16 protein-coding genes are annotated in these 20,033 nt (G+C 40.8%); all 16 read right to left on the bottom strand.

Features of this window, described 5'->3' with window-relative positions:
* Window positions 1-38: 38 nt before the first annotated feature.
* Entirely contained in the window at window positions 39-698 is a 660-nt protein-coding gene (locus BMZ41_RS14490; RefSeq protein ID WP_090170723.1) for an alpha/beta fold hydrolase, read from the bottom strand.
* A gap of 18 nt (window positions 699-716) precedes the next feature.
* Entirely contained in the window at window positions 717-1,478 is a 762-nt protein-coding gene (dapB, locus tag BMZ41_RS14495; RefSeq protein ID WP_090170726.1) for a 4-hydroxy-tetrahydrodipicolinate reductase, read from the bottom strand.
* A 101-nt stretch (window positions 1,479-1,579) separates the two neighbouring features.
* Window positions 1,580-2,059, bottom strand: a complete 480-nt coding sequence (locus tag BMZ41_RS14500; protein WP_090170729.1) for a cob(I)yrinic acid a,c-diamide adenosyltransferase — start codon at window positions 2,057-2,059, stop codon at window positions 1,580-1,582.
* A gap of 8 nt (window positions 2,060-2,067) precedes the next feature.
* The gene (gene typA, locus BMZ41_RS14505) at window positions 2,068-3,900 is read right to left on the bottom strand and encodes a translational GTPase TypA (protein WP_090170732.1); all 1,833 of its coding nucleotides are present in this window, start codon (window positions 3,898-3,900) and stop codon (window positions 2,068-2,070) included.
* A gap of 101 nt (window positions 3,901-4,001) precedes the next feature.
* On the bottom strand, window positions 4,002-5,291 hold the full coding sequence (gene serS / locus BMZ41_RS14510) for a serine--tRNA ligase (protein WP_090530962.1): 1,290 nt from the start codon (window positions 5,289-5,291) through the stop codon (window positions 4,002-4,004).
* A 22-nt stretch (window positions 5,292-5,313) separates the two neighbouring features.
* Window positions 5,314-7,584 (bottom strand): protein translocase subunit SecD, encoded by a 2,271-nt coding sequence (secD, locus tag BMZ41_RS14515; RefSeq protein WP_090170738.1) that lies wholly within the window; start codon window positions 7,582-7,584, stop codon window positions 5,314-5,316.
* A gap of 51 nt (window positions 7,585-7,635) precedes the next feature.
* A complete protein-coding gene (gene scfB / locus BMZ41_RS14520; protein ID WP_090530964.1) occupies window positions 7,636-9,021 on the bottom strand; it encodes a thioether cross-link-forming SCIFF peptide maturase in 1,386 nt (461 codons plus the stop codon).
* Window positions 9,022-9,119: 98 nt separating this feature from the next.
* Entirely contained in the window at window positions 9,120-9,263 is a 144-nt protein-coding gene (gene scfA, locus BMZ41_RS14525; RefSeq protein ID WP_015548727.1) for a six-cysteine ranthipeptide SCIFF, read from the bottom strand.
* Between the two features lie 95 nt (window positions 9,264-9,358).
* Complete coding sequence (locus tag BMZ41_RS14530) at window positions 9,359-10,531, bottom strand: FKBP-type peptidyl-prolyl cis-trans isomerase (RefSeq protein ID WP_090170743.1); 1,173 nt, start codon at window positions 10,529-10,531, stop codon at window positions 9,359-9,361.
* A gap of 73 nt (window positions 10,532-10,604) precedes the next feature.
* Complete coding sequence (gene malQ / locus BMZ41_RS14535; RefSeq protein WP_090530966.1) at window positions 10,605-12,119, bottom strand: 4-alpha-glucanotransferase; 1,515 nt, start codon at window positions 12,117-12,119, stop codon at window positions 10,605-10,607.
* A 19-nt stretch (window positions 12,120-12,138) separates the two neighbouring features.
* Window positions 12,139-12,981: a carbohydrate ABC transporter permease gene (locus tag BMZ41_RS14540; protein WP_090530971.1), complete on the bottom strand. Its 843-nt coding sequence runs from the start codon at window positions 12,979-12,981 to the stop codon at window positions 12,139-12,141.
* Window positions 12,981-13,832 carry a carbohydrate ABC transporter permease gene (locus BMZ41_RS14545; protein WP_090170751.1) on the bottom strand — a complete coding sequence of 284 codons (852 nt, stop codon included), beginning with the start codon at window positions 13,830-13,832 and terminating at the stop codon, window positions 12,981-12,983. Before BMZ41_RS14545 ends, BMZ41_RS14540 begins: the two co-directional genes overlap by 1 nt.
* A gap of 189 nt (window positions 13,833-14,021) precedes the next feature.
* Window positions 14,022-15,332 (bottom strand): ABC transporter substrate-binding protein, encoded by a 1,311-nt coding sequence (locus BMZ41_RS14550; protein ID WP_090530974.1) that lies wholly within the window; start codon window positions 15,330-15,332, stop codon window positions 14,022-14,024.
* 78 nt (window positions 15,333-15,410) lie between these two features.
* On the bottom strand, window positions 15,411-16,421 hold the full coding sequence (locus BMZ41_RS14555; RefSeq protein WP_176754578.1) for a LacI family DNA-binding transcriptional regulator: 1,011 nt from the start codon (window positions 16,419-16,421) through the stop codon (window positions 15,411-15,413).
* Window positions 16,422-16,617: 196 nt separating this feature from the next.
* Window positions 16,618-18,207: a DUF5722 domain-containing protein gene (locus BMZ41_RS14560; protein WP_090170761.1), complete on the bottom strand. Its 1,590-nt coding sequence runs from the start codon at window positions 18,205-18,207 to the stop codon at window positions 16,618-16,620.
* Between the two features lie 90 nt (window positions 18,208-18,297).
* Window positions 18,298-19,833, bottom strand: a complete 1,536-nt coding sequence (locus tag BMZ41_RS14565) for a DUF5722 domain-containing protein (protein ID WP_090530977.1) — start codon at window positions 19,831-19,833, stop codon at window positions 18,298-18,300.
* Window positions 19,834-20,033: the final 200 nt, after the last annotated feature.

The following is a 20,033-nucleotide window of genomic DNA, read 5'->3' on the forward strand; positions in this document are numbered from 1 at the left end:
GATTATACAATCTAAATGTTGGATTGGCAACTAAAATATTATCTAATAAAGTTATAGATATGTGGATATAATGTATCTTTTTCCACAATATAACTGCTATGATTTTCCCCAGAAAGGATTTTTAATACTGAATTGGGGATACTTTGAGCTATCTTTTCTGTTTCTTTTTGCTTCACGCAGTCATCTTCTCCAGCAAATATCATTGCTGGAACAGTTATATTCTTCAAATCCTCTGGATTTATATCAGGTTCCTGAAGCATCATCAAAGTTCTAGGATCATTATACTTTTTATAATCCTTCTTCATTTCCCTTAAATCTCTGTGATGAAGCCCTGCCGGACTAAGATTTGCACCGCAGCACACTATTCCGGATAACAACTCACTTGCCTGCATGGCAACCAATAAAGAAATAATACCGCCATCTGAATATCCAATGAGATATGGCTTTTCAATATCTAATCCTTTAATTAAGTTAATTACATCATTCGCCATATCACTATAATGATATTCCTTCGGCGTGGCACTCTCACCATGACCTCTTGAATCCATAGCATAAACGACATTGTATTTGCTGAGACGCTCTACCAATGGATCGAAGATATGATGATCTTCTCTATTTCCATGTATGAGAATAACCGGGGTGCCCTGATCCCCGGTCCTTTCATAGCATATGATTTGTGAGTTAAGTTGAATATACATATACGCCCTCGGCTATAATTATTTTTCTGCGATTACTTCTTTCATATCGTAAAGGCCAGCTGACTTACCAGCAAGGAACTTAGCAGCTTCTACTGCTCCCTTTGCAAATACACTCTTTGAATATGCTGTATGCTTGATTGTAATAACCTCATCAAGTCCTGCAAAGATTACCTCGTGCTCGCCTACAATATTTCCACCACGAACTGCAGAAATACCAATTTCATTCTTTGGTCTCTTCTCTCTTCTGTCAGCTCTGGCATAGCAATACTCATACTTTTCATCTAAAGCATCGTTGCAGGCATCTGCAAGAGCGAGTGCTGTTCCACTAGGTGCATCAAGCTTTTGATTGTGATGCTTCTCAACAATTTCAATATCAAAACCAGCATCAGCAAAAATCTGAGTAGCCTTCTTACATAAATCAAATAATGTATTTATTCCTAATGACATGTTAGCAGAGCGAAGGATAGCAACCTTTTTGCTAGCTGCATCTACATGTGCAAGCTGATTATCATCAAGTCCTGTAGTGCAAAGAACAACTGGCTTTCCAGTCTTCTCACAAACATCAAGCAAACCATCTACTGCAGCTGCTGTAGAGAAATCAATTACAACATCGTAATCTACATCAACCTCTTCAAGAGAATCGAATACAGGATAATCATTATCTATGCCTTTGAACTTATCTACTCCTGCAACAATAGTAGCCGCTGAATCATTCATGCATAAATCTGTGATAACTCTTCCCATGTGTCCGTTGCAACCGTGCATAACAATTTTTGTCATTATTCTTACCTCTTTTTCGTACATGCCAATAATATGTTTTATTTTATTATATAAAAGAACTGCCATAGAGACCATAAAAAGTCCATGGCAGTCCTATGAAATTACTTTTCAGGTTTAAGATTTAAAACACTGTCAGCAATTTCAAATATTCCTCTTGTTATATTTAATCCTGTCAAAATAACATTAGTCGAATATGAACGACCTTCCAAAGCGCATAAAATATCCTGCTCTGAAACGATTCCTTCATCAACTACACCAAGAATCTCATCAAGAATAACTAAATCACTTTCGCCTGTGCCGAGAACCTTTTTAGCATAATTAAGGCCATTTTGAATATTCAAAATCTCCTCCTGCTTCTGCTCATCTGTAAGATCAGAAAAGCTTTCCTTTGAGCGCTCAAATCTAAAAAGCTTAATCTCTGGCTCAAGCTTACTTAAATACTCAGTATTTGTCTCAGATTTAAGGAACTGGATAATTGTCGTGGTGCGCCCCTGAGATGCATTACGCACAGCAAGGCCTAGTGCTGCTGCCGACTTTCCCTGTCCTGTTCCATAATATACTTGAACAATTCCCTTTTCCATAAGTCTCCTTATTTCTTAAAGCTAGCTCTCTTTCTAAGTGTTGGATCAAGAATTCTCTTTCTAATTCTAAGAGATTCTGGAGTAACCTCCAAAAGCTCATCTACATCAATGAAATCAAGTGCCTGCTCAAGGCTAAGAACTCTTGGTGGAACAAGTGTAAGCGCCTCATCAGCTGAAGATGAACGAGTATTTGTAAGATGTTTTTTCTTACATACATTAAGCTCAACATCCTCTGCACGAGAGCACTGGCCAATAACCATACCAGAATAAACCTTCTCACCTGGTCCGATGAAAAGTGTACCACGGTCCTGTGCTGAGAAAAGTCCGTATGTAACTGACTCACCTGTCTCGAAGGCAATAAGACTTCCAAGCTTACGATAAGAAATATCGCCCTTGTAAAGCTCATAACCATCAAAAATTGTATTGATTATACCATTTCCCTTTGTATCTGTCATGAATTCTCCACGATATCCGATAAGACCACGTGAAGGAATCTTAAATTCGATACGAGTATATCCACCTGCGATAGGTGTCATGTTCTGAAGCTCACCCTTTCTCTGAGAAAGCTTCTCGATAACTGCTCCTGTAAACTCGTCTGGAACATCTACATAAGCACGCTCCATTGGCTCGAGCTTGTGTCCCTTTTCATCTTCCTTATAAAGAACCTCAGCCTTTGATACAGCAAACTCAAAACCTTCGCGACGCATGTTCTCGATAAGAACTGAAAGGTGAAGCTCACCACGACCAGAAACTTTAAGTGAATCTGGTGAATCTGTATCCTCTACACGAAGTGAAACGTCGGTGTTAAGCTCCTTCATAAGACGCTCACGAATGTGACGTGAAGTAACGAACTTACCTTCCTGACCAGCAAGTGGGCTATCATTTACAATGAAGTTCATTGAAATAGTAGGCTCAGAAATCTTCTGGAATGGAATTGGATTTGGAGCGTCTGGTGCACAAATTGTATCTCCAATGTGAATATCTGAAATACCAGAAATAGCAACAATTGAACCAATCTGAGCCTCAGTAACGTCTACTTTATTAAGTCCATCATACTCAAAAAGCTTTGAGATACGAACCTTATTATTCTTGCTCTCATCGTGAGCATTAACTACGATAGCATCCTGGTTAACCTTGATTGAACCATTCTCTACCTTACCGATACCGATACGTCCAACGTACTCGTTGTAATCGATTGTAGAGATAAGTACCTGTGTAGGAGCCTCTGGGTCACCCTTTGGAGCTGGAATGTAATCTACGATAGTCTCGAAGAGTGCTGTCATATCCTTATGCTCTTCGTTAAGATCTCTGATAGCGAAACCTTCCTTAGCAGAAGCATAGATAAATGGACAATCAAGCTGCTCATCTGAAGCATCAAGATCCATGAAAAGCTCTAATACTTCATCGATAACCTCGTCTGGACGAGCCTCTGGTCTATCAATCTTATTGATACATACGATAACTGGTAAATCAAGATCAAGTGCCTTCATAAGAACGAACTTAGTCTGTGGCATTGCACCCTCAAATGCATCTACTACAAGTACAACACCGTTTACCATCTTAAGTACACGCTCTACCTCACCACCGAAATCAGCATGTCCTGGTGTATCGATGATGTTAATCTTTGTGTTCTTATAATATACTGCTGTGTTCTTTGAAAGAATAGTGATACCACGCTCACGCTCAATATCATTTGAGTCCATGACACGCTCAGCAACTTCCTGATTCTCTCTAAATACACCTGACTGCTTTAAAAGCTCATCTACAAGTGTAGTCTTACCATGATCAACGTGTGCGATGATGGCAATATTTCTAATATCTTCTCTACTCTGAATTGACATAAATTTCTCTTTTCTTAATTCTTACAATAAACTACATTGTAAAAACCTACCCCTAAATATCAAGCAGTTCCCAAAAATGAGAACTGCTTGATTTTACATTGTTATTTCGTTGGTGTCAACTCACTCTTTCCACCCATGTATGGACGGAGTGCTTCTGGGATAGCAACTGAGCCATCCTCACGTAAGTTGTTCTCAAGGAATGCGATAAGCATACGTGGTGGAGCAACTACTGTATTGTTAAGTGTATGAGCGAAGTACTTGTTACCATTCTCATCCTTAACACGAATCTTAAGACGTCTAGCCTGAGCGTCACCAAGGTTAGAGCAAGAACCTACCTCAAAATACTTCTTCTGACGTGGTGACCATGCCTCTACGTCACAAGACTTAACCTTAAGATCTGCCAAATCTCCTGAACAGCACTCAAGTGTACGAACAGGAATATCTAAGCTGCGGAATAAATCAACTGTGTTGTTCCAAAGGATATCATAGTACTTCTTTGACTCCTCTGGCTTACAAACTACGATCATCTCCTGCTTCTCGAACTGGTGGATACGGTAAACACCACGCTCTTCAATACCGTGTGCACCCTTCTCCTTACGGAAGCATGGGCTATAGCTTGTAAGTGTATATGGAAGATTAGCTTCGTCATTGAGTGTATCAATGAACTTACCAATCATAGAGTGCTCTGATGTACCGATGAGGTAAAGATCCTCGCCCTCGATTTTGTACATCATGGCATCCATCTCTTCGAATGACATAACACCAGTTACTACGTTTGAACGAATCATGAAAGGTGGGATGCAATATGTAAATCCTCTATCGATCATGAAATCACGAGCATATGAGATAACTGCTGAGTGAAGACGAGCAATGTCTCCCATGAGGTAATAGAAGCCGTTACCAGCAACCTTACCAGCAGCATCCAAATCGATACCATTGAATCTCTCCATGATATCTGTGTGATAAGGAATCTCAAAATCAGGTACAACTGGCTCACCAAACTTTTCGATTTCTACGTTGCAGGAATCATCTGGACCAATTGGAACTGAAGGGTCGATAATGTTAGGAATCTTCATCATGATTTCCTCAACCTTATCAGCAAGCTCCTTCTCAACTGGCTCTAAGTCCTTAATGCGCTGCTTGAGCTCTGCTACCTCAGCCTTAGCCTTCTCAGCCTCTTCCTTCTTGCCCTGACCCATAAGAGCACCAATTTCCTTTGATGCCTTATTCATCTGAGCACGGAGGTCGTCAGCTTCCTGCTGAGCAGCACGTCTCTTGTCATCAAGCTCGATGACCTCGTCTACGAGGCCAAGCTTGTGCTCCTGAAACTTCTTTTTAATATTTTCCTTAACTGCGTCTGGATTCTCACGTAAAAACTTAATGTCTATCATGTTTTTTCTCCTAGTTCTAATCTTAATTCTTTGAAGCAAACTTAAGCTTAAGGATGTACCAAAGCTGTGTTGCGATAAAGATTGATGAATATGTACCAGCAATTACACCAGCAAGAAGTGGTAATGCGAACTCTCTGATTGATGAAACACCAAGGATAAGAAGCATAAGTACCATGATAGCTGTTGTGATTGATGTTGAAATAGAACGTGAAAGTGTCTGAGCAAGTGACTCGTTACAAAGTGCCTTAAGTGTCTCAGCATTTTCTGTTCTAACTGCCTTGTGGTTCTCACGGATACGGTCGAATACGACGATTGTATCGTTGACTGAGTAACCGATAACTGTAAGCATACATGCGATGAATGCAGCGCCTACTGAAATTCTTGCGAATGCATAAAGTGCAAGTACTACAAGAACGTCATGTACAAGGGCGATGATTGCTGAAGAAGCAAATCTGATGTCCTTGAATCTGAACCAAATATATACGAGCATGCAGAGAACTGCAACAAGTACTGCGATTGTAGACTGGCTACGCATCTCTCCTGAGATTGTAGAACCAATTGTCTGCTGAGTGATTGAAGTGTCCTTAACCTGGAACTGGCTTTCAAACATCTCATTTAATGACTCTCTCTCTTCAAGAGTAAGATTTCTTGTCTTGAAGATTGCCTGGTTGCTTCCATCTACTGTTGTAGTCTGGATGCTTCCCTCGCTAACACCGATTGTGCTTGCAATCTGAGGAACTACCTTTGCATCTAAATCTGCAAGTGAATATGTCTCGTTGAAATCAACTGTTGTTGATGTACCACCAAGGAACTCAAGTGAGTAGTTAAGACCTGAACCAGTCTTAGCCTTCATAGCTCCCATTGTGATAAAACCAGCTGCAATAATTGCAACTGAAATTGTAATGAAGATTGCCTTCTTGCCAACGAAGTCGAACTTTGAAGGCTCCTTAGCCTTTCCATAGAACTTAGCATCACGAACGCCAAGTGCATAGAAAGAATTAATAAGAATTCTTGTAATAACAAGAGCTGTAAACATTGATAAAACAACACCGAGTGCAAGAGTAATTGCGAATCCCTTTACAGAACCTGAACCAAGGATACCAAGTACTGCTGCTGCGATAAGTGTTGTGATGTTACCATCAAGGATTGCTGAAAGTGCCTTAGAGAAACCAGCCTCAATAGATGAAACTACTGGACGACCATTCTTGATTTCCTCACGTACACGAGCGAATACGATAACGTTAGCATCAACCGCCATACCGATTGAAAGAATCATACCTGCGATACCAGGAAGTGTAAGTGTAATATCAAATGCCTTAAGAATGCCGATAAGCATTGCTGTGTAAAGAGCAAGTGCAAGTGATGAAACAAGACCAGGTACAAGGTACATAACAATAAGGAATATCATTACGAGACCAAGACCAATACCTGCTGCGATAAGTGATGTTCTAAGAGCATCAGCACCAAGCTGAGCACCTACAACCTGTGACTCTAACTCCTGAAGCTCGATATCAAGACCACCGATACGGATGTAAGAAGCAAGCTTTTCTGCTTCATCCATAGAAGACATACCAGAAATCTCACAGTTACCTGTTGTGATTGCTTCGTTTACCTTTGGAACTGAAACGAACTTACCATCATAGTAGATACCAATTGTCTCGCCTGCAACTGCTGCTACTGTTGTAGCATCACCGAAAGCCTTTGTTCCTTCGTCGTTGAACTGAAGTGTTACAACGTACTTTGTAGCGCTAGTAGTCTTATCCTGCTCGGCTCTTCCCTGAGCTGCTGTAACTTCTTTACCTGTACAAATAACTGAACCATTTTCTGTGAGTGTCTCGATATCGTAGTTGAGCTCGTATCCGTTCTCACCGTAGCTGTAGTTCTCATTTCCTTCGCTATCCTTCTGAGCGATGAAGTAAAGTGTACCAGGAGTACCTAACTCCTCCAATAATGCATTTGCATCTGAAACGCCAGGAATCTCAACTGTGATTCTGTCATCGCCTACTCGATAAACATTTGCTTCTGTAGTTGCGCTTTCCTCGCCAAGGTCATTTTCAATACGCTGCTGGAGCTTAAGGATTGTGTCTGCCATCTGCTCATCTGTAGGCTTGTCTCCAACTGCTTCATATGTAATGCTGACACCTCCATCAAGGTCGAGACCAAGCTTTAAGCTGTCATCATTCTCTTTAATTGTGCCTGTGATAACTGTTGCTGCATAGTATCCAAGTAAACCAAGAATAACTACAAATGCAACGAGCCAGGCAATCCCCTGTCCTTTTTTTAAACGTTTCATTATTTATTCTCCTATCTTGTAATTTATAACTGCTGTGCAGTCTAAAGAGGACTATGCCTCTTTTGTTTCGTTAATCTCTGCATTGTGCACCTTTAATGCAATTGCACATTCAACACGCTTCTTCTGAAGCTCACATCCTACATGGTAATTACCAAGAATGCTTCCTGTGAAGTTAAATGCATTTGCTGCACATCCGCCGCTGCAGTAGAATCTTGCAAAACAATTCTTGCATTCTTCTTTTGCGTAAACATTGCAATGCTTGAACTGATTTACAACTTCTTTGTTCTTCACCCCGCCCCATACGTCACCGAGACAGAAATCTGTGTTTCCAACGAACTGATGGCAAGGATAAAGCTCACCAGTAGGTGTAACTGCCATATACTCTGTTCCTGAACCGCATCCTGAAAGACGCTTGTAAACACAAGGACCACCCTCTAAATCAATCATGAAGTGGAAGAAATTGAAATCCTTGTCTGTTCCCTGACGACGCATCATCTCTGCACAAAGTGAATCGTACTCTTCAAAGAGCTTTGGTAAATCCTCTTCACGAAGAGCATAATCATCTGTTTCCTGTGCAACTACTGGCTCAACGGAAATCTGCTTGAATCCTTCATTAGCAAGATGAATAACATCCTTAGAGAAATCAAGATTGTTACGTGTGAATGTACCACGGATATAATATCTGTCCTGATTACGTGAATCAGCAAGCTTTTTGAACTTTGGCATTACGATATCGTAGCTGCCTGCTCCCTTCTTGAATGGGCGCATAAGATCATGAATCTCTGGACGACCATCGCAGCTAAGAACTACGTTAGCCATCTCCTTATTTGCAAATTCCTGAATCTCGTCATTTAACAATACACCGTTAGTGGTGAGTGTAAATCTAAAGTTTTTATTGTATTCCTTCTCAAGAGAACGACCGTAGGCAACTAAATCCTTAACTACCTGCCAGTTCATAAGTGGCTCGCCACCGAAGAAATCAACCTCAAGGTTTCTTCTGCTGCCTGAATTAGCAACGAGGAAATCAAGAGCCTGCTTACCAACCTCGTAGGTCATAAGCTCGCGCTTTCCTGTATGATATTCTCCCTCTTCTGCGAAGCAGTACTTGCAGGCAAGGTTGCAATCGTGGGTTATATGTAAGCAAAGAGCCTTTACAACTGTAGGACGTGCTGTAAAATCAGCAATCCTTGGCTCGTAATTGTCTTCTGTAAATAATGCGCCATCAGCAATAAGCTGCTCAATTTCTGACTGAATCTCTGTAAGCTCTGCCTCAGAAACCTCAGGATGGCTTATCTTCATCTGTGAAAGCGCTGCATCCTTTCCCTGCTCCTGCCAGAGACCAAGAAAATCGTATGTGACTTCATCTACTACGTGGATGGCACCGCTATTGATATCAATAACAATGTTATAACCGTTGTTTTTAAACTGGTGAATCACTAAAAAAATGTCCTTTCATAAACGCACAATAGACCGTTCCCCACCAAAACTGGTGAGGTCCGGTCTGCGTTAAATATTACTTCTTTAAAAATGAGCTATTACTTAGAGTGCTCACAGCTCTGGTTTCCAACTGTGCAAGAAGTCTTGCAAGCTGACTGGCATGATGTCTGGCACTCGCCACATCCGCCTTCCTTTACAGTGTTCTGTAATCTTGCAGTATTTAATGTTTTGATGTGTTCCATAATGAATATCTCCTTTTCTTTAAACAGCTACTACTCATAGTAACCCTAAGATTAATTGATTATACTATAAATCGGCTAAAATATAAAGCGTTTTCCTATTCTGCTACCGCAGGTGCTCCTGTGTAACTTGCATTATCAATACAGAAATCAAGCGCCTTCTGTGTGAGATATGCCTGACGGAAATATCTCTCACCTGTATAGCCATCTACGTCATATACTTCATAGAAGCTTGTCTCGTCTGATGCTCCTGAAGATGAAAGGATGCCCTGGATGAACTCCTTATATCCATCCTCATCGATTTCGATGCCCTCAGCCTTTGCAATAGCTTCAAGGATGAGCTCTGTCTCTGTAGACTCCTGAATGCTTGTCTTCATGCTTTCAACATAAGCATCGTAATCCTGTCCCATAGACTCAAAATATTCTTTTGCAGTAGTGCCATATGACTGATACTGCTTTTCATATACATTAAGGTACATGTCTACTCTTGCCTGAAGAAGATCCTCAGGAACCTTTGATACCTTACTGTTGTTTAAAACTGCGTTTAATACTGTTGTCTGCTTGTCGCTCTTAAGATTGTTCTCAAGGCTTGCTGTGTATTTATCCTTAAGTGAATCAATGTAAGCATCAACTGTATCATAGCCAAACTTATCAGATACAATATCATCTGTAAGTGCCTTCTTAGAATCGATAGCCTTTGCAATGTAATTAACCTGGAAAGTGAAGATAACTGTCTGTCCAGCTAAATCTGCGTTGCCATAATCATCTGGGAACTTAACCTCGTAAGCAACTTCCTCACCTACCTTATGACCTACAAGACCAGCAGTAAATCCCTCGATATATCCGCCGCCTGTAGCAGAGCTGTTGTTTCCTACATCGATAAGCTGATCCTCTGCAGAACCGCCATCAAAAGCTACCCCATCCTGAGAACCTACGTAATCAACATTTACGATAGAATCCTCTTTGATCTCCTTTGCGCTGCTATCCTCAACATAGATAGCTGCCTCAGAAATAGTCTTTGAAACGTACTCATCAAAGCCCTTGTCTGTGTACTCATATTCACCATCAAGAGTGATGTCTAAGCCCTTATAATCACCCAATGTAACAAGCTCATCCACATCATATTCTATAGGCTTTGCGTCAGATTTCTTCTCCGTATCTGCTGACTGCTCAGTCTTTGTTTCTGCTTTATCCTCTTCTTTGCTGCCACAGGCTGTAAAAGAAAAAGCCAATGTGCCAACTAAAAGCAATGCTAAAAATCTATTTTTCATTTGTGTAATCCCTCCTAGAAAAGTCTGAATTAGTTTACCACAAATTCAATTTTTAGGCAAAGAAAAAGCTCGCTTACTTGCGAGCCTTTTTCTTAGCTTTAGGGGGTTTTTTAGTTCTGTCGTACATAACCGACATATCAAAAATCTTCTTTGCCAATTCAGGAGTAGGTTCTTTGGCAAGGAGACGCCACTGCCAGTTACCGCTTTCTGTTCCTGGCACGTTGATTCTGTTGTATTTTCCAAGTCCAAGGAAGTCCTGCATCTGAGCCACAAATAAAACAGAAACTGAGCTCATTCCGCCACGAATCATTCCCCAGTTAAAGCCCTCAGCCTTTGAGATACCAAGGTACTTGCTGGCATATTCCTTGTCCTTTTTATCTGCTTCTTCATACCAGCCCATGATAGTAGCATTGTCATGGGTTCCAGTGTAGCAGATACAGTTTTTATCGTAGGTGTGAGGCTGATAATTGTTAGGCTCACCTGAATCAAAAGCAAATTCAAGTACCTTCATGCCTGGCCAGCCACTATCCTGAAGAAGCTTAACAACAGTAGGTGAAGGTTCTCCCAAATCCTCAGCAATAAATTCTATGCTTGGGAAAGTCTTTGTAAGAAGGCCAACAAGATCCATTCCTGGTCCTTTTTTCCACTTACCATTCTTTGCTGTCTTCTCCTTTGCAGGAACAGCCCAGTACTCATCAAAGCCTCTGAAATGATCAATTCTAAGAACATCATAGAGCTTTGCAGCACCTTCAATTCTTCGAATCCACCACTTATAACCATCCTTTTTCAAGGCCTTCCAGTCATAGCATGGGTTGCCCCAGAACTGTCCGTCCTCGCTGAAATAATCTGGTGGCACACCAGCCACCTCTACTGGATAATTATCCTCATCAAGGCTGAAAAACTCTGGTTCAGCCCAAACATCGCAGGAATCCAGTGCAACATATATAGGAAGATCTCCAATTACCTCAATGCCAAGACTATTGATATAAGTCTTAAGCTTTGCCCACTGCTTAAAGAATAAATACTGAATGTAAACAAAAAATTCAATATCCTCTTCCAGCTTCTTGGTGTACTTCTCAACAGCCTTTGCCTCGTGAAGACGAATGTCTTCCTCTGGCCACTCCTGCCAGCTAAGCTGACCAAAATGCTTCTTTATTGCCATGAAAAGCGCATAATTTTCCACCCAGGCATTTTTCTTTCTAAAATGAGAAATCTCACCGAGAGAATCTTTGTATCCTCTCTCCTTTGCCTTTTCAAGAATCTTGAAACGACTTTCGTAAATCTGGCCATAATCCACATAACGTGGGTTAGTTCCCCAGTTTTCAGCCTCCACTTCTTCCTTTGTAAGAAGGCCTTCCTCTATAAGCATTTCAAGATCAATGAAATAGGGGTTTCCGGCAAAGGTAGAAAAGCTCTGATATGGGCTGTCTCCGTAACTAGTTGGACCTAATGGTAATACCTGCCAGTACTTTTGACCGGCAGCCTTCAGAAAATCCGCAAAGTCATATGCGGCTTTTCCAAAGGTACCTATTCCATAAGGTGAAGGTAATGAAGATATAGGGAGCAAAATTCCACTACTTCTTTTCATAATTTTTAGTCTCCTTAAATTAGCCTTTTACAGCTCCTGCAATAACGCCTTTAATAATGTATTTCTGTAAGCAAATATACATAATTATGATTGGCAATACAGTCATCATAATACATGCCATCATTGGTCCCATCTCAACGTGTCCGTAGCTTCCACGGAAGTACTGAATGAGAATAGGAATTGTCATATATTTCTTTCTGTCGAGAACAAGGTATGGCAAAAGGTAATCATTCCAAAGCCACATTGTTTCGAGAATAGCAACTGATATAAGTGTTGGCTTCAAAATTGGAAGCACAATCTGGAAAAATGTCTGGATTGGGTTGCAACCATCAATCATGGCTGCCTCTTCAATTTCAAGTGGAATTGACTTCATAAATCCTGTGAACATAAATACCGCAAGACCAGCGCCAAAACCAAGGTAAATAATGCAAATATTATATGGTGTATCCAGGTCCATTCTGTCAGCTGTTGATGCAAGTGTGAACATCAGCATCTGGAAAGGAACTACCATTGAAAATACAAATAAAGCATAGCATACCTTTGAGAGAATTCCGTGAACTCTGGTGATGTACCAGGCGCACATTGAAGTACAAATCAAAATCAAAATTGCTGAAGAAACAGTGATTACCAAACTGTATCCAAAGGCTGCTGCAAATCCCTTAGATGAAAGTGCATCAAGATAATTGCTGAAGCCTACAAAGCTCTTTGCATCTGGAAGGGTAAATACGCTGTTAGTGCTGATGAAAGCATCACCCTTAAGTGAGTTAATCAAAATCATAAACACTGGATAAATCCAGCAAACTGCCAGAAGGCACAATACCATGAACACGATAAGACGTGCAACCTGTTCTTTTGCTTTCATTACTGCTGTACCTCCTTTGATTTAGTAATCTTAAGCTGAATCATGGAGATAAGAATAACCATAATACAGAAAATAACTGCCTTTGCCTGACCATAACCCTTCCACTGTGGGCCTGTACGGCTGTAGAAGGTATTGTAGATGTTAAGGGCAAGCATCTCTGATGCGTGAGCAGGCTCACCACCTGTTAATGCAAGGTTCTGATCAAAGAGCTTGAAGCCGTTTGTAATTGTCAGGAACGAACAGATTGTAATAGATGGCATTACATTTGGAATCTTTATCTTGAAAAGAATCTGTCCTGTTGTAGCACCATCAATCTTTGCAGCCTCGATGTAATCGTCTGGGATAGACTGAAGACCAGCGATATAAATGATCATCATGTATCCAATCTGCTGCCAGCACATAAGGATTGTTAAACCTATAAATCCATATGTAGCATTAAGTGCAAGAAGTGGCTTTTCCAAAAGCGAAAGCACACAGTTGATAAGAATCTGCCAAATGTATCCAAGAACGATTCCGCCGATAAGGTTTGGCATGAAGAATACTGTTCTGAAGAAATTTGAACCTTTAATCTTATTTGTAAGTGCAAGGGCAATAGCAAAAGCTATTACATTTATAAGTACTGTTGATACCACAGTAAAAAGCGCTGTGAACCAGAACGAATGCCAGAAATCAGCATCTGTAATGGCATACGCATAATTTCCGAATCCAATGAATGTAGATTTCTTTATAGTAGTAAATTTACAAAATGATAAATATAAGCCCTGAACAAAGGGATAAATAAATCCAACCGAGAATGCAGCCAATGTTGGCAACACAAAAACTGGCCAGTATTTTCTTATTGCTTTTTCCATAATTATTCCTTTTTGAGTATTATTTACAGTGAAACTTTCCAAAATTATGGAGGGCGTTAGGCCTCGCCCTCCAATGTTAGTTATCCGCGTTTTATGCCGTAGCAAGAACCACGAATTGGGAAGAAAAACTCTTCTATGTGAACTGCCCTAAGAGAATGGTTGATTCGGACAGTTTACATCAATATAAAATTAGTGACTTGCAGCGTACTCTGAAGCCCATCCATCAACGAATGCTGAAACAACATCGTCCCATGAACCTGTACCAGCTGCATAAGCTGTAAGAGCTGAACCTACACCGTTCTTCCACTCCTCAGATGGCATTGTTGTGAAGTTCCAAGAAACTGGAGTCTTGCCTGCCTCTGTGTAAGCTCTATCGTTAAGAACGAAAAGGTTTGTTGTATCTGCTGCCTTCTTGAAAGGAATAACACCAATCTGCTCTGAAAGCATCTTTGTACCTGCATCAGATGTTACCATCCATGTAAGGAAATCAATTGTTGCCTGAATATCTTCCTCAGAAGCCTCTGAATTTACACACCAGTAGTTTTCTGTACCTGTGCAAAGTCCCTGATTCTTTTCGTCGCCAGCACCAACATAAATTGGAATCATAGCAAGCTCATCATCAGTCATACCCTTCTTTGTAAGGTTTGCATATTCCCAAGAACCATTCTGATAGAATACTGCCTGTCTGTCAGCAAACTCGTTCTCAGCATCATCGCCTGTCTTTCCAGCAAGATCTGCTGGCTTGCAAGTAGCATTGTTGATGTAGAGATCCCAAATCTGCTTATAGTTGTCGAGGTATGTTCCCTCGATAGCGTCTGTAGAATCGATACCCTTCTCCTGATACTCGAAGTAGATTGGAAGGTTTGCAAGGTGTGTCTTGAATCTCCAGTCAGAAGAACCATCCATACCTGCTGATGTAAATGCTGCGAATCCAAGCTCATCCTTGCGAGCTGTGATATCCTCAGCAACTTTCTTTAAATCATCAAAGCTCTGAATATCTTCTGTTGTGTAACCAGCCTTCTCAAGAAGCTTTGTGTTTGTGATGATACCGTATGACTCGATAACGTATGCGATACCTGCAACTGCATCATCATTGTAAAGTGCGAATGAATCGCTTGTTAACTCGTTGTAAAGTGAAGAACCCTTAAGGTCGTAGCAGTAATCTGCCCAGTTTGCGAGACCTACAGGACCATTTACCTGGAATAATGTAGGAGCCTCATCCTTAACGATTTCAGATGAAAGTGTCTCCTCGTATGTACCAGAAGCTGCTGTGATAACAGTTACAGGAACACCTGTCTCTTCTGTGTACTGCTTAGCAATCTCCTGCCAAGCCTCATCTGCCTCTGGCTTGAAGTTAAGGTAATAAACCTTTCCACTTGCTCCATCAGCTGATGCTGAATCCCCTGCTGAATCTCCTGAAGCGCTTGAACCACAACCTGCAAATGTTGCAGCTGCCATCATTGCGATTAACCCCAGTGCCAATACTCTCTTTCTCTTCATTTCTTACACTCTCCTTTTTGAAGTTTAAAATTTTATGTTTCTCATCCCTATATTCGATAGGAATGTTAAAACCAATTCTTAAACTTCTCGGAAGGACTCACCTTCTCGTAATGTGGTGGACAGTAGTATGTGCTTATGATTCTTCTTTCCTTTAATGATATCAACCACAAGCTTTACTGCCTCATCACCCATTTCTTCCATAGGCTGACAGAGAGTGCTCAAAACCGGATTCATGTACTCAGAAGCCTCAATACCATCGATGCCAATTACTGCTACATCCTTTGGTATTGATTTTCCAGCCTCTCTAAGGGCCTTCATTGCGCCCATAGCCATGTTATCCGAGATGGCAAATACTGCCGAAAAGTCGTTATTCTTTTTTAACCATGCTTTCATGCCTTCATAGGCATCAGCAATGTTGTAACTATTTATAGGAATGATGAGATTCTCATCAAGTTCTATACCAAAATCATTGAGAGCTCTTTCATAACCGGCGAATCTCACCTGACTGACTGAGCCATCATCTGGACCAGAAAGAAGAACTGCAATTCTTCTGTGCCCCTCTTTATAAAGATACTCAACTGCTTCATAGGCAGCCTGATTATCATCTATGCAAACACTTGAATAATCTGATTTATCCAGTGTTCCGTACTGATTATTAAAAGTACAGCAAACAAATGGCACATTTATAGCTGAAACCTGCTCCTTTGTATAATTAAGTCTTCCTCCAAGGAAGATAAGACCAAGAAGCCTCTTATCTCTTTCCATTCTGGCTGCTGCTAAGATTTCATCATCTGATGTGCCAATCTGCTGCATCACCATTGTGTATCCAGCTTTTTCGATCTTGTCAGAAATCTCAGTAATAATCTTTGTATAGAATGGGTTCGAGATACCTCTTACCACCAGTCCAATGTTATCTGAAGATGATTTTCCCAAATCTCTTGCACTGGTATTTGGTATGTAATTGTATTCGTTTACTACAGCAAGGACCTTTTCCTTTGCTGATTCACTGACATCCGGGTGATCATTAAGCACGCGCGAAACCGTGCTAACGCTGACCCCTGCCAGCTTAGCTATGTCTTTGATTGTCATTTGTTTTCCTTCCATTGCATATAAATGCTTTTTTACATGGGGCCTAATCCATGTTATTTGGAAACGTTTCTGGTAACGTTTCCAGTTCATGATTAAATCATAGCCTATCGACTAATCTCAGTCAATAGGCTACAATTTTTTCGCTTTTTACGACAAAAATGCACGACACGTGTCGTGCATTTTTTACAAAATTAATTTATCTAGGTGCGATAAGAGAATTTAAATCTAATCCAATCATTTCGCTGGCCTTTGCTGTGTATTCAGGCTCTCCAGCATGCTTGTAGTAATCATAAGATAGCTTATGTGTGTTGTTATCTCTCATAAGTCCAAAGGCAAGTCCCTGTGGAACCTCGATATATGGATCATCCTTCTCACGTGAAAGAATAAATCCATCGATGTGGCTGTTGTTGTTTACAACCAGCATTGCAAATGTGATAGCTGCGCACTGGATTTCTTCACCCTGTGAGGAAGTGTAGCCCTGCTCAGAAAGCTTAACTGTACGAACTGCACCTGATGGTGAAAGTAATTCTGGCTGGCTAAGGAAATCAGTTACAACATCAATATTATAAATTGAAACGAACTTTGTATTCTGGTTACGCTGAACATTTGCTGTAGGTACCCAAGGTGTAGCTGACTTTAATGGATAGTCATAAGCGTGGAAAGCAAGTCTCCAGTCAATATTCCCCTGTGCTCTGATGTAATTGTTGAACTGAGTAATGAATGCCTTTGCACCATGTGTATTCTTTGTATTAACTGCCCACTGGTGATCTGTACAAATGTAAACATTTGCGTTTGCATTCTCAGATTTGATTGCATTAAAGAGAACGCGGAAGGCATTAGCATACTCCTGAGCATATAATGAAAGATTTCCACCACAGCTCATGTAGTTCCACTCATTCCATGCATTTACCTCATTACCAATAATGAAGTTATCAACACGTGCATTCATTCCAAAATAAGAATGAGACATCCATCTTGAAGCTATGAAAGAGCCTGCTGCTGCAAGTAATTCGATACCTTCAGTAGTTGTTGCATTAAGTCCGTAGTAATTGTGCTTTCCAAGGCCATTAAGTGCGTATGGGCTGATAAATTCACCCTGTGAAGCCTGGTCTACTAAAAGAATCATAGTAACCTGAACACCCTGTGCATTAAGACGTCCAAGATAATTATCAAAAGCAGCTATGTATCTTGTATCAAAGTTATAAGTCTTTCCATTGTAAACATATGGAACACCACTACCACCTGAAATCTTTGAAAGTGGAAGTGAAACTGTAGCCTGCTTTACACCAAGGTCAGCAAGTGTACGCATACCAAGGTTATCTGTGCTGGCATCTGTAAGAATACCCTTCTTACCGTTGTCCATTCTTGCAATGGCACGTGAACCGCATGCCTCTGGATTTGTAATGTACATGCTGTTTGAAGCTGCTGTAAGAGCTCCGCCTTTCATTACACATACAGTAAACTTCTTAAAAAGAACTGACTCAGCTGAGTTCTTATTTAATGGGAAAGTGAAGTTTGCAGCTGCTGCAACTGGTGCCTGTGCAACCTCCTTACCTGTGTTACCTGCCTGATTTGGGTCAGATGCAATAAGATGATAAATACCATCCTCTGAAGCTGTCTGTCCTGAAGCAGCAACTACTACATTGCCACCTTCAATAACTGCGCCTCCAATTGCTACGCCACTAGTGCCCTTTGCCTCTGCTGTGAGGCTTGGCGCCCCAGCAAACATTGTTACAATAAGTGCCAAAGCAATTACACCGCTGGCAATCTTCTTGAAAACTTTCATAAATCCTATAAATCCTTCCTATATTTATCTATCACTCATCATAAAGCTACTCATGGATTTTGTTCCATGAGTAGCCTATAAACTATTTAATTATCTAGCTGTGATTAATGATGTAAGATCAACACCTGCTATTGCGCTAGCCTGTGCGATAATATCTGCGCTTGATGCATTCTGATAGAAGCTAAATCCCATCTTCTGCGAACCATCCATATTGCACATTCCATAAGAAAGTCCCTGTGCAAGCTCTTCTGGATGATCAACCTCTCTGGTAACTATCAAACCATCGATATATCTATTGTTCTCAGCCACAAGGTAAGCGTAAACAAGTGATGCTGCCTGAAGCTCTTCACCTTCATGACTTACATAACCAACCTCTGACATCTTTACAGATCTAACTGCTCCTGTTGATGAAAGCATCTCTGATGAGCATAAGAAATCTGTTAAAACATCTATATTAGCAACTGTAACGTAAGGAGTGCTCTGGCTGTGTGAAACGTTCTTTGAAGTCTCCCATGCTCTTGGAGCATAAAGTGGAGCATTGTATGGATGAACTGCTACTCTCCAATCAACATTTCCTTCGCTCTTAATAATGCTGTTGAGCTTTGTAAGGAATTCCTTACCTGAAATATAGTAAGAAGCCTCTGCTCTTGACCACTGGTGATCAATACATGTATATACGTTTGCGTTTGCATTCTCAGACTTGATTCCGTTGTACATAATACGGAAAGCCTTTGCATATTCCTGCATAAAAGCATCGTTTGAACCACAGTTCATGTAGTTCCAAAGCCACCAAGCGTTAACCTCATTACCAATGATAAAGTTATCTACCTGACCATGACCTGTACCTGCATAATGCTTTGCAAGGTAAGATGCAGCGTTCTGAAGTGCAGCAATACCCTCTGCTGTGTTAGCGTTCATTCCATAATAATTGTGAGCGCCTAAACCATCATATGCATATGGATTAAAGAATTCCTGTGAAGCATTACCATCAACAAGGATAATTACGTTAACCTGCATTCCAAGCTTGTTGTACTTCATAACTGAATAATCGTATCCAGCAAGTCTGTTAATCTGAGAAAGAGGGATATTTAAGTTAACCTGCTTTGCGCCAAGTGCTGCTGGCTGATTCTTATCAGCTACAGACTTTAATAACTCAGGAAGAACACCCTTCTTTCCAAAATCCATACGACCTGGAGCAAGTGATGCACATGCCTCTGGATTTGTAATATACATACTGTTTGATACGGCCTTTAAAGCGCCACCTGACATTACACAAACAGTAAACTTCTTATATAACATAGAATTTGCAGTATCCTTTGCGAGAGGAACTGAAAAAGTTGCTGCTGCAGCTACTGCTGTCTGAGCTACGTCTGTTCCAGCAGGTGCAACCTGATTTACATCAGAAGCAACAAGATGATACATACCATCGTCAGAACCTGCGGTTCCCTGTGCAGTAATATTAACATTACCACCCTGTATTAAAACGCTACCAATTGCAACTCCAGCTGCAGTGCTGGCTGTCTTAGCAGTCTTAGCCTCGGCGGTAAGGCTTGGTGCTGCTGCAAAGGTAGCAACCATTAGTGTCAAAACAAGTGCGATACTAGCAATCTTTCTAAAAAACTTCATATACCAATACTCCTTTCACAGTCGATAGTACTTAACCGTGCCCCATATATGGGGAGTGTAAACACTATACAATATAATTATAAAAATTATGTGAAAACTAATTGCCAAAACGAAATATAACACATAGAATTCACATTTGAAAAGATGTTTTCCTGTGAAATCTTTGTGAAAAACAAAAAAGCCTGTGGATATACCACAGG

It is taken from the genome of Pseudobutyrivibrio sp. UC1225 (assembly GCF_900115215.1).
Classification (GTDB): Bacteria; Bacillota; Clostridia; order Lachnospirales; family Lachnospiraceae; genus Pseudobutyrivibrio.

Coding starts and splice junctions, on each gene's coding strand:
- BMZ41_RS14490 (WP_090170723.1), bottom strand. CDS start 698: ATGTATATTCAACTTAACTCACAAATCATATGCTATGAAAGGACCGGG.
- dapB (WP_090170726.1), bottom strand. CDS start 1,478: ATGACAAAAATTGTTATGCACGGTTGCAACGGACACATGGGAAGAGTT.
- BMZ41_RS14500 (WP_090170729.1), bottom strand. CDS start 2,059: ATGGAAAAGGGAATTGTTCAAGTATATTATGGAACAGGACAGGGAAAG.
- typA (WP_090170732.1), bottom strand. CDS start 3,900: ATGTCAATTCAGAGTAGAGAAGATATTAGAAATATTGCCATCATCGCA.
- serS (WP_090530962.1), bottom strand. CDS start 5,291: ATGATAGACATTAAGTTTTTACGTGAGAATCCAGACGCAGTTAAGGAA.
- secD (WP_090170738.1), bottom strand. CDS start 7,584: ATGAAACGTTTAAAAAAAGGACAGGGGATTGCCTGGCTCGTTGCATTT.
- scfA (WP_015548727.1), bottom strand. CDS start 9,263: ATGGAACACATCAAAACATTAAATACTGCAAGATTACAGAACACTGTA.
- BMZ41_RS14530 (WP_090170743.1), bottom strand. CDS start 10,531: ATGAAAAATAGATTTTTAGCATTGCTTTTAGTTGGCACATTGGCTTTT.
- malQ (WP_090530966.1), bottom strand. CDS start 12,119: ATGAAAAGAAGTAGTGGAATTTTGCTCCCTATATCTTCATTACCTTCA.
- BMZ41_RS14540 (WP_090530971.1), bottom strand. CDS start 12,981: ATGAAAGCAAAAGAACAGGTTGCACGTCTTATCGTGTTCATGGTATTG.
- BMZ41_RS14545 (WP_090170751.1), bottom strand. CDS start 13,832: ATGGAAAAAGCAATAAGAAAATACTGGCCAGTTTTTGTGTTGCCAACA.
- BMZ41_RS14550 (WP_090530974.1), bottom strand. CDS start 15,332: ATGAAGAGAAAGAGAGTATTGGCACTGGGGTTAATCGCAATGATGGCA.
- BMZ41_RS14555 (WP_176754578.1), bottom strand. CDS start 16,421: ATGACAATCAAAGACATAGCTAAGCTGGCAGGGGTCAGCGTTAGCACG.
- BMZ41_RS14560 (WP_090170761.1), bottom strand. CDS start 18,207: ATGAAAGTTTTCAAGAAGATTGCCAGCGGTGTAATTGCTTTGGCACTT.
- BMZ41_RS14565 (WP_090530977.1), bottom strand. CDS start 19,833: ATGAAGTTTTTTAGAAAGATTGCTAGTATCGCACTTGTTTTGACACTA.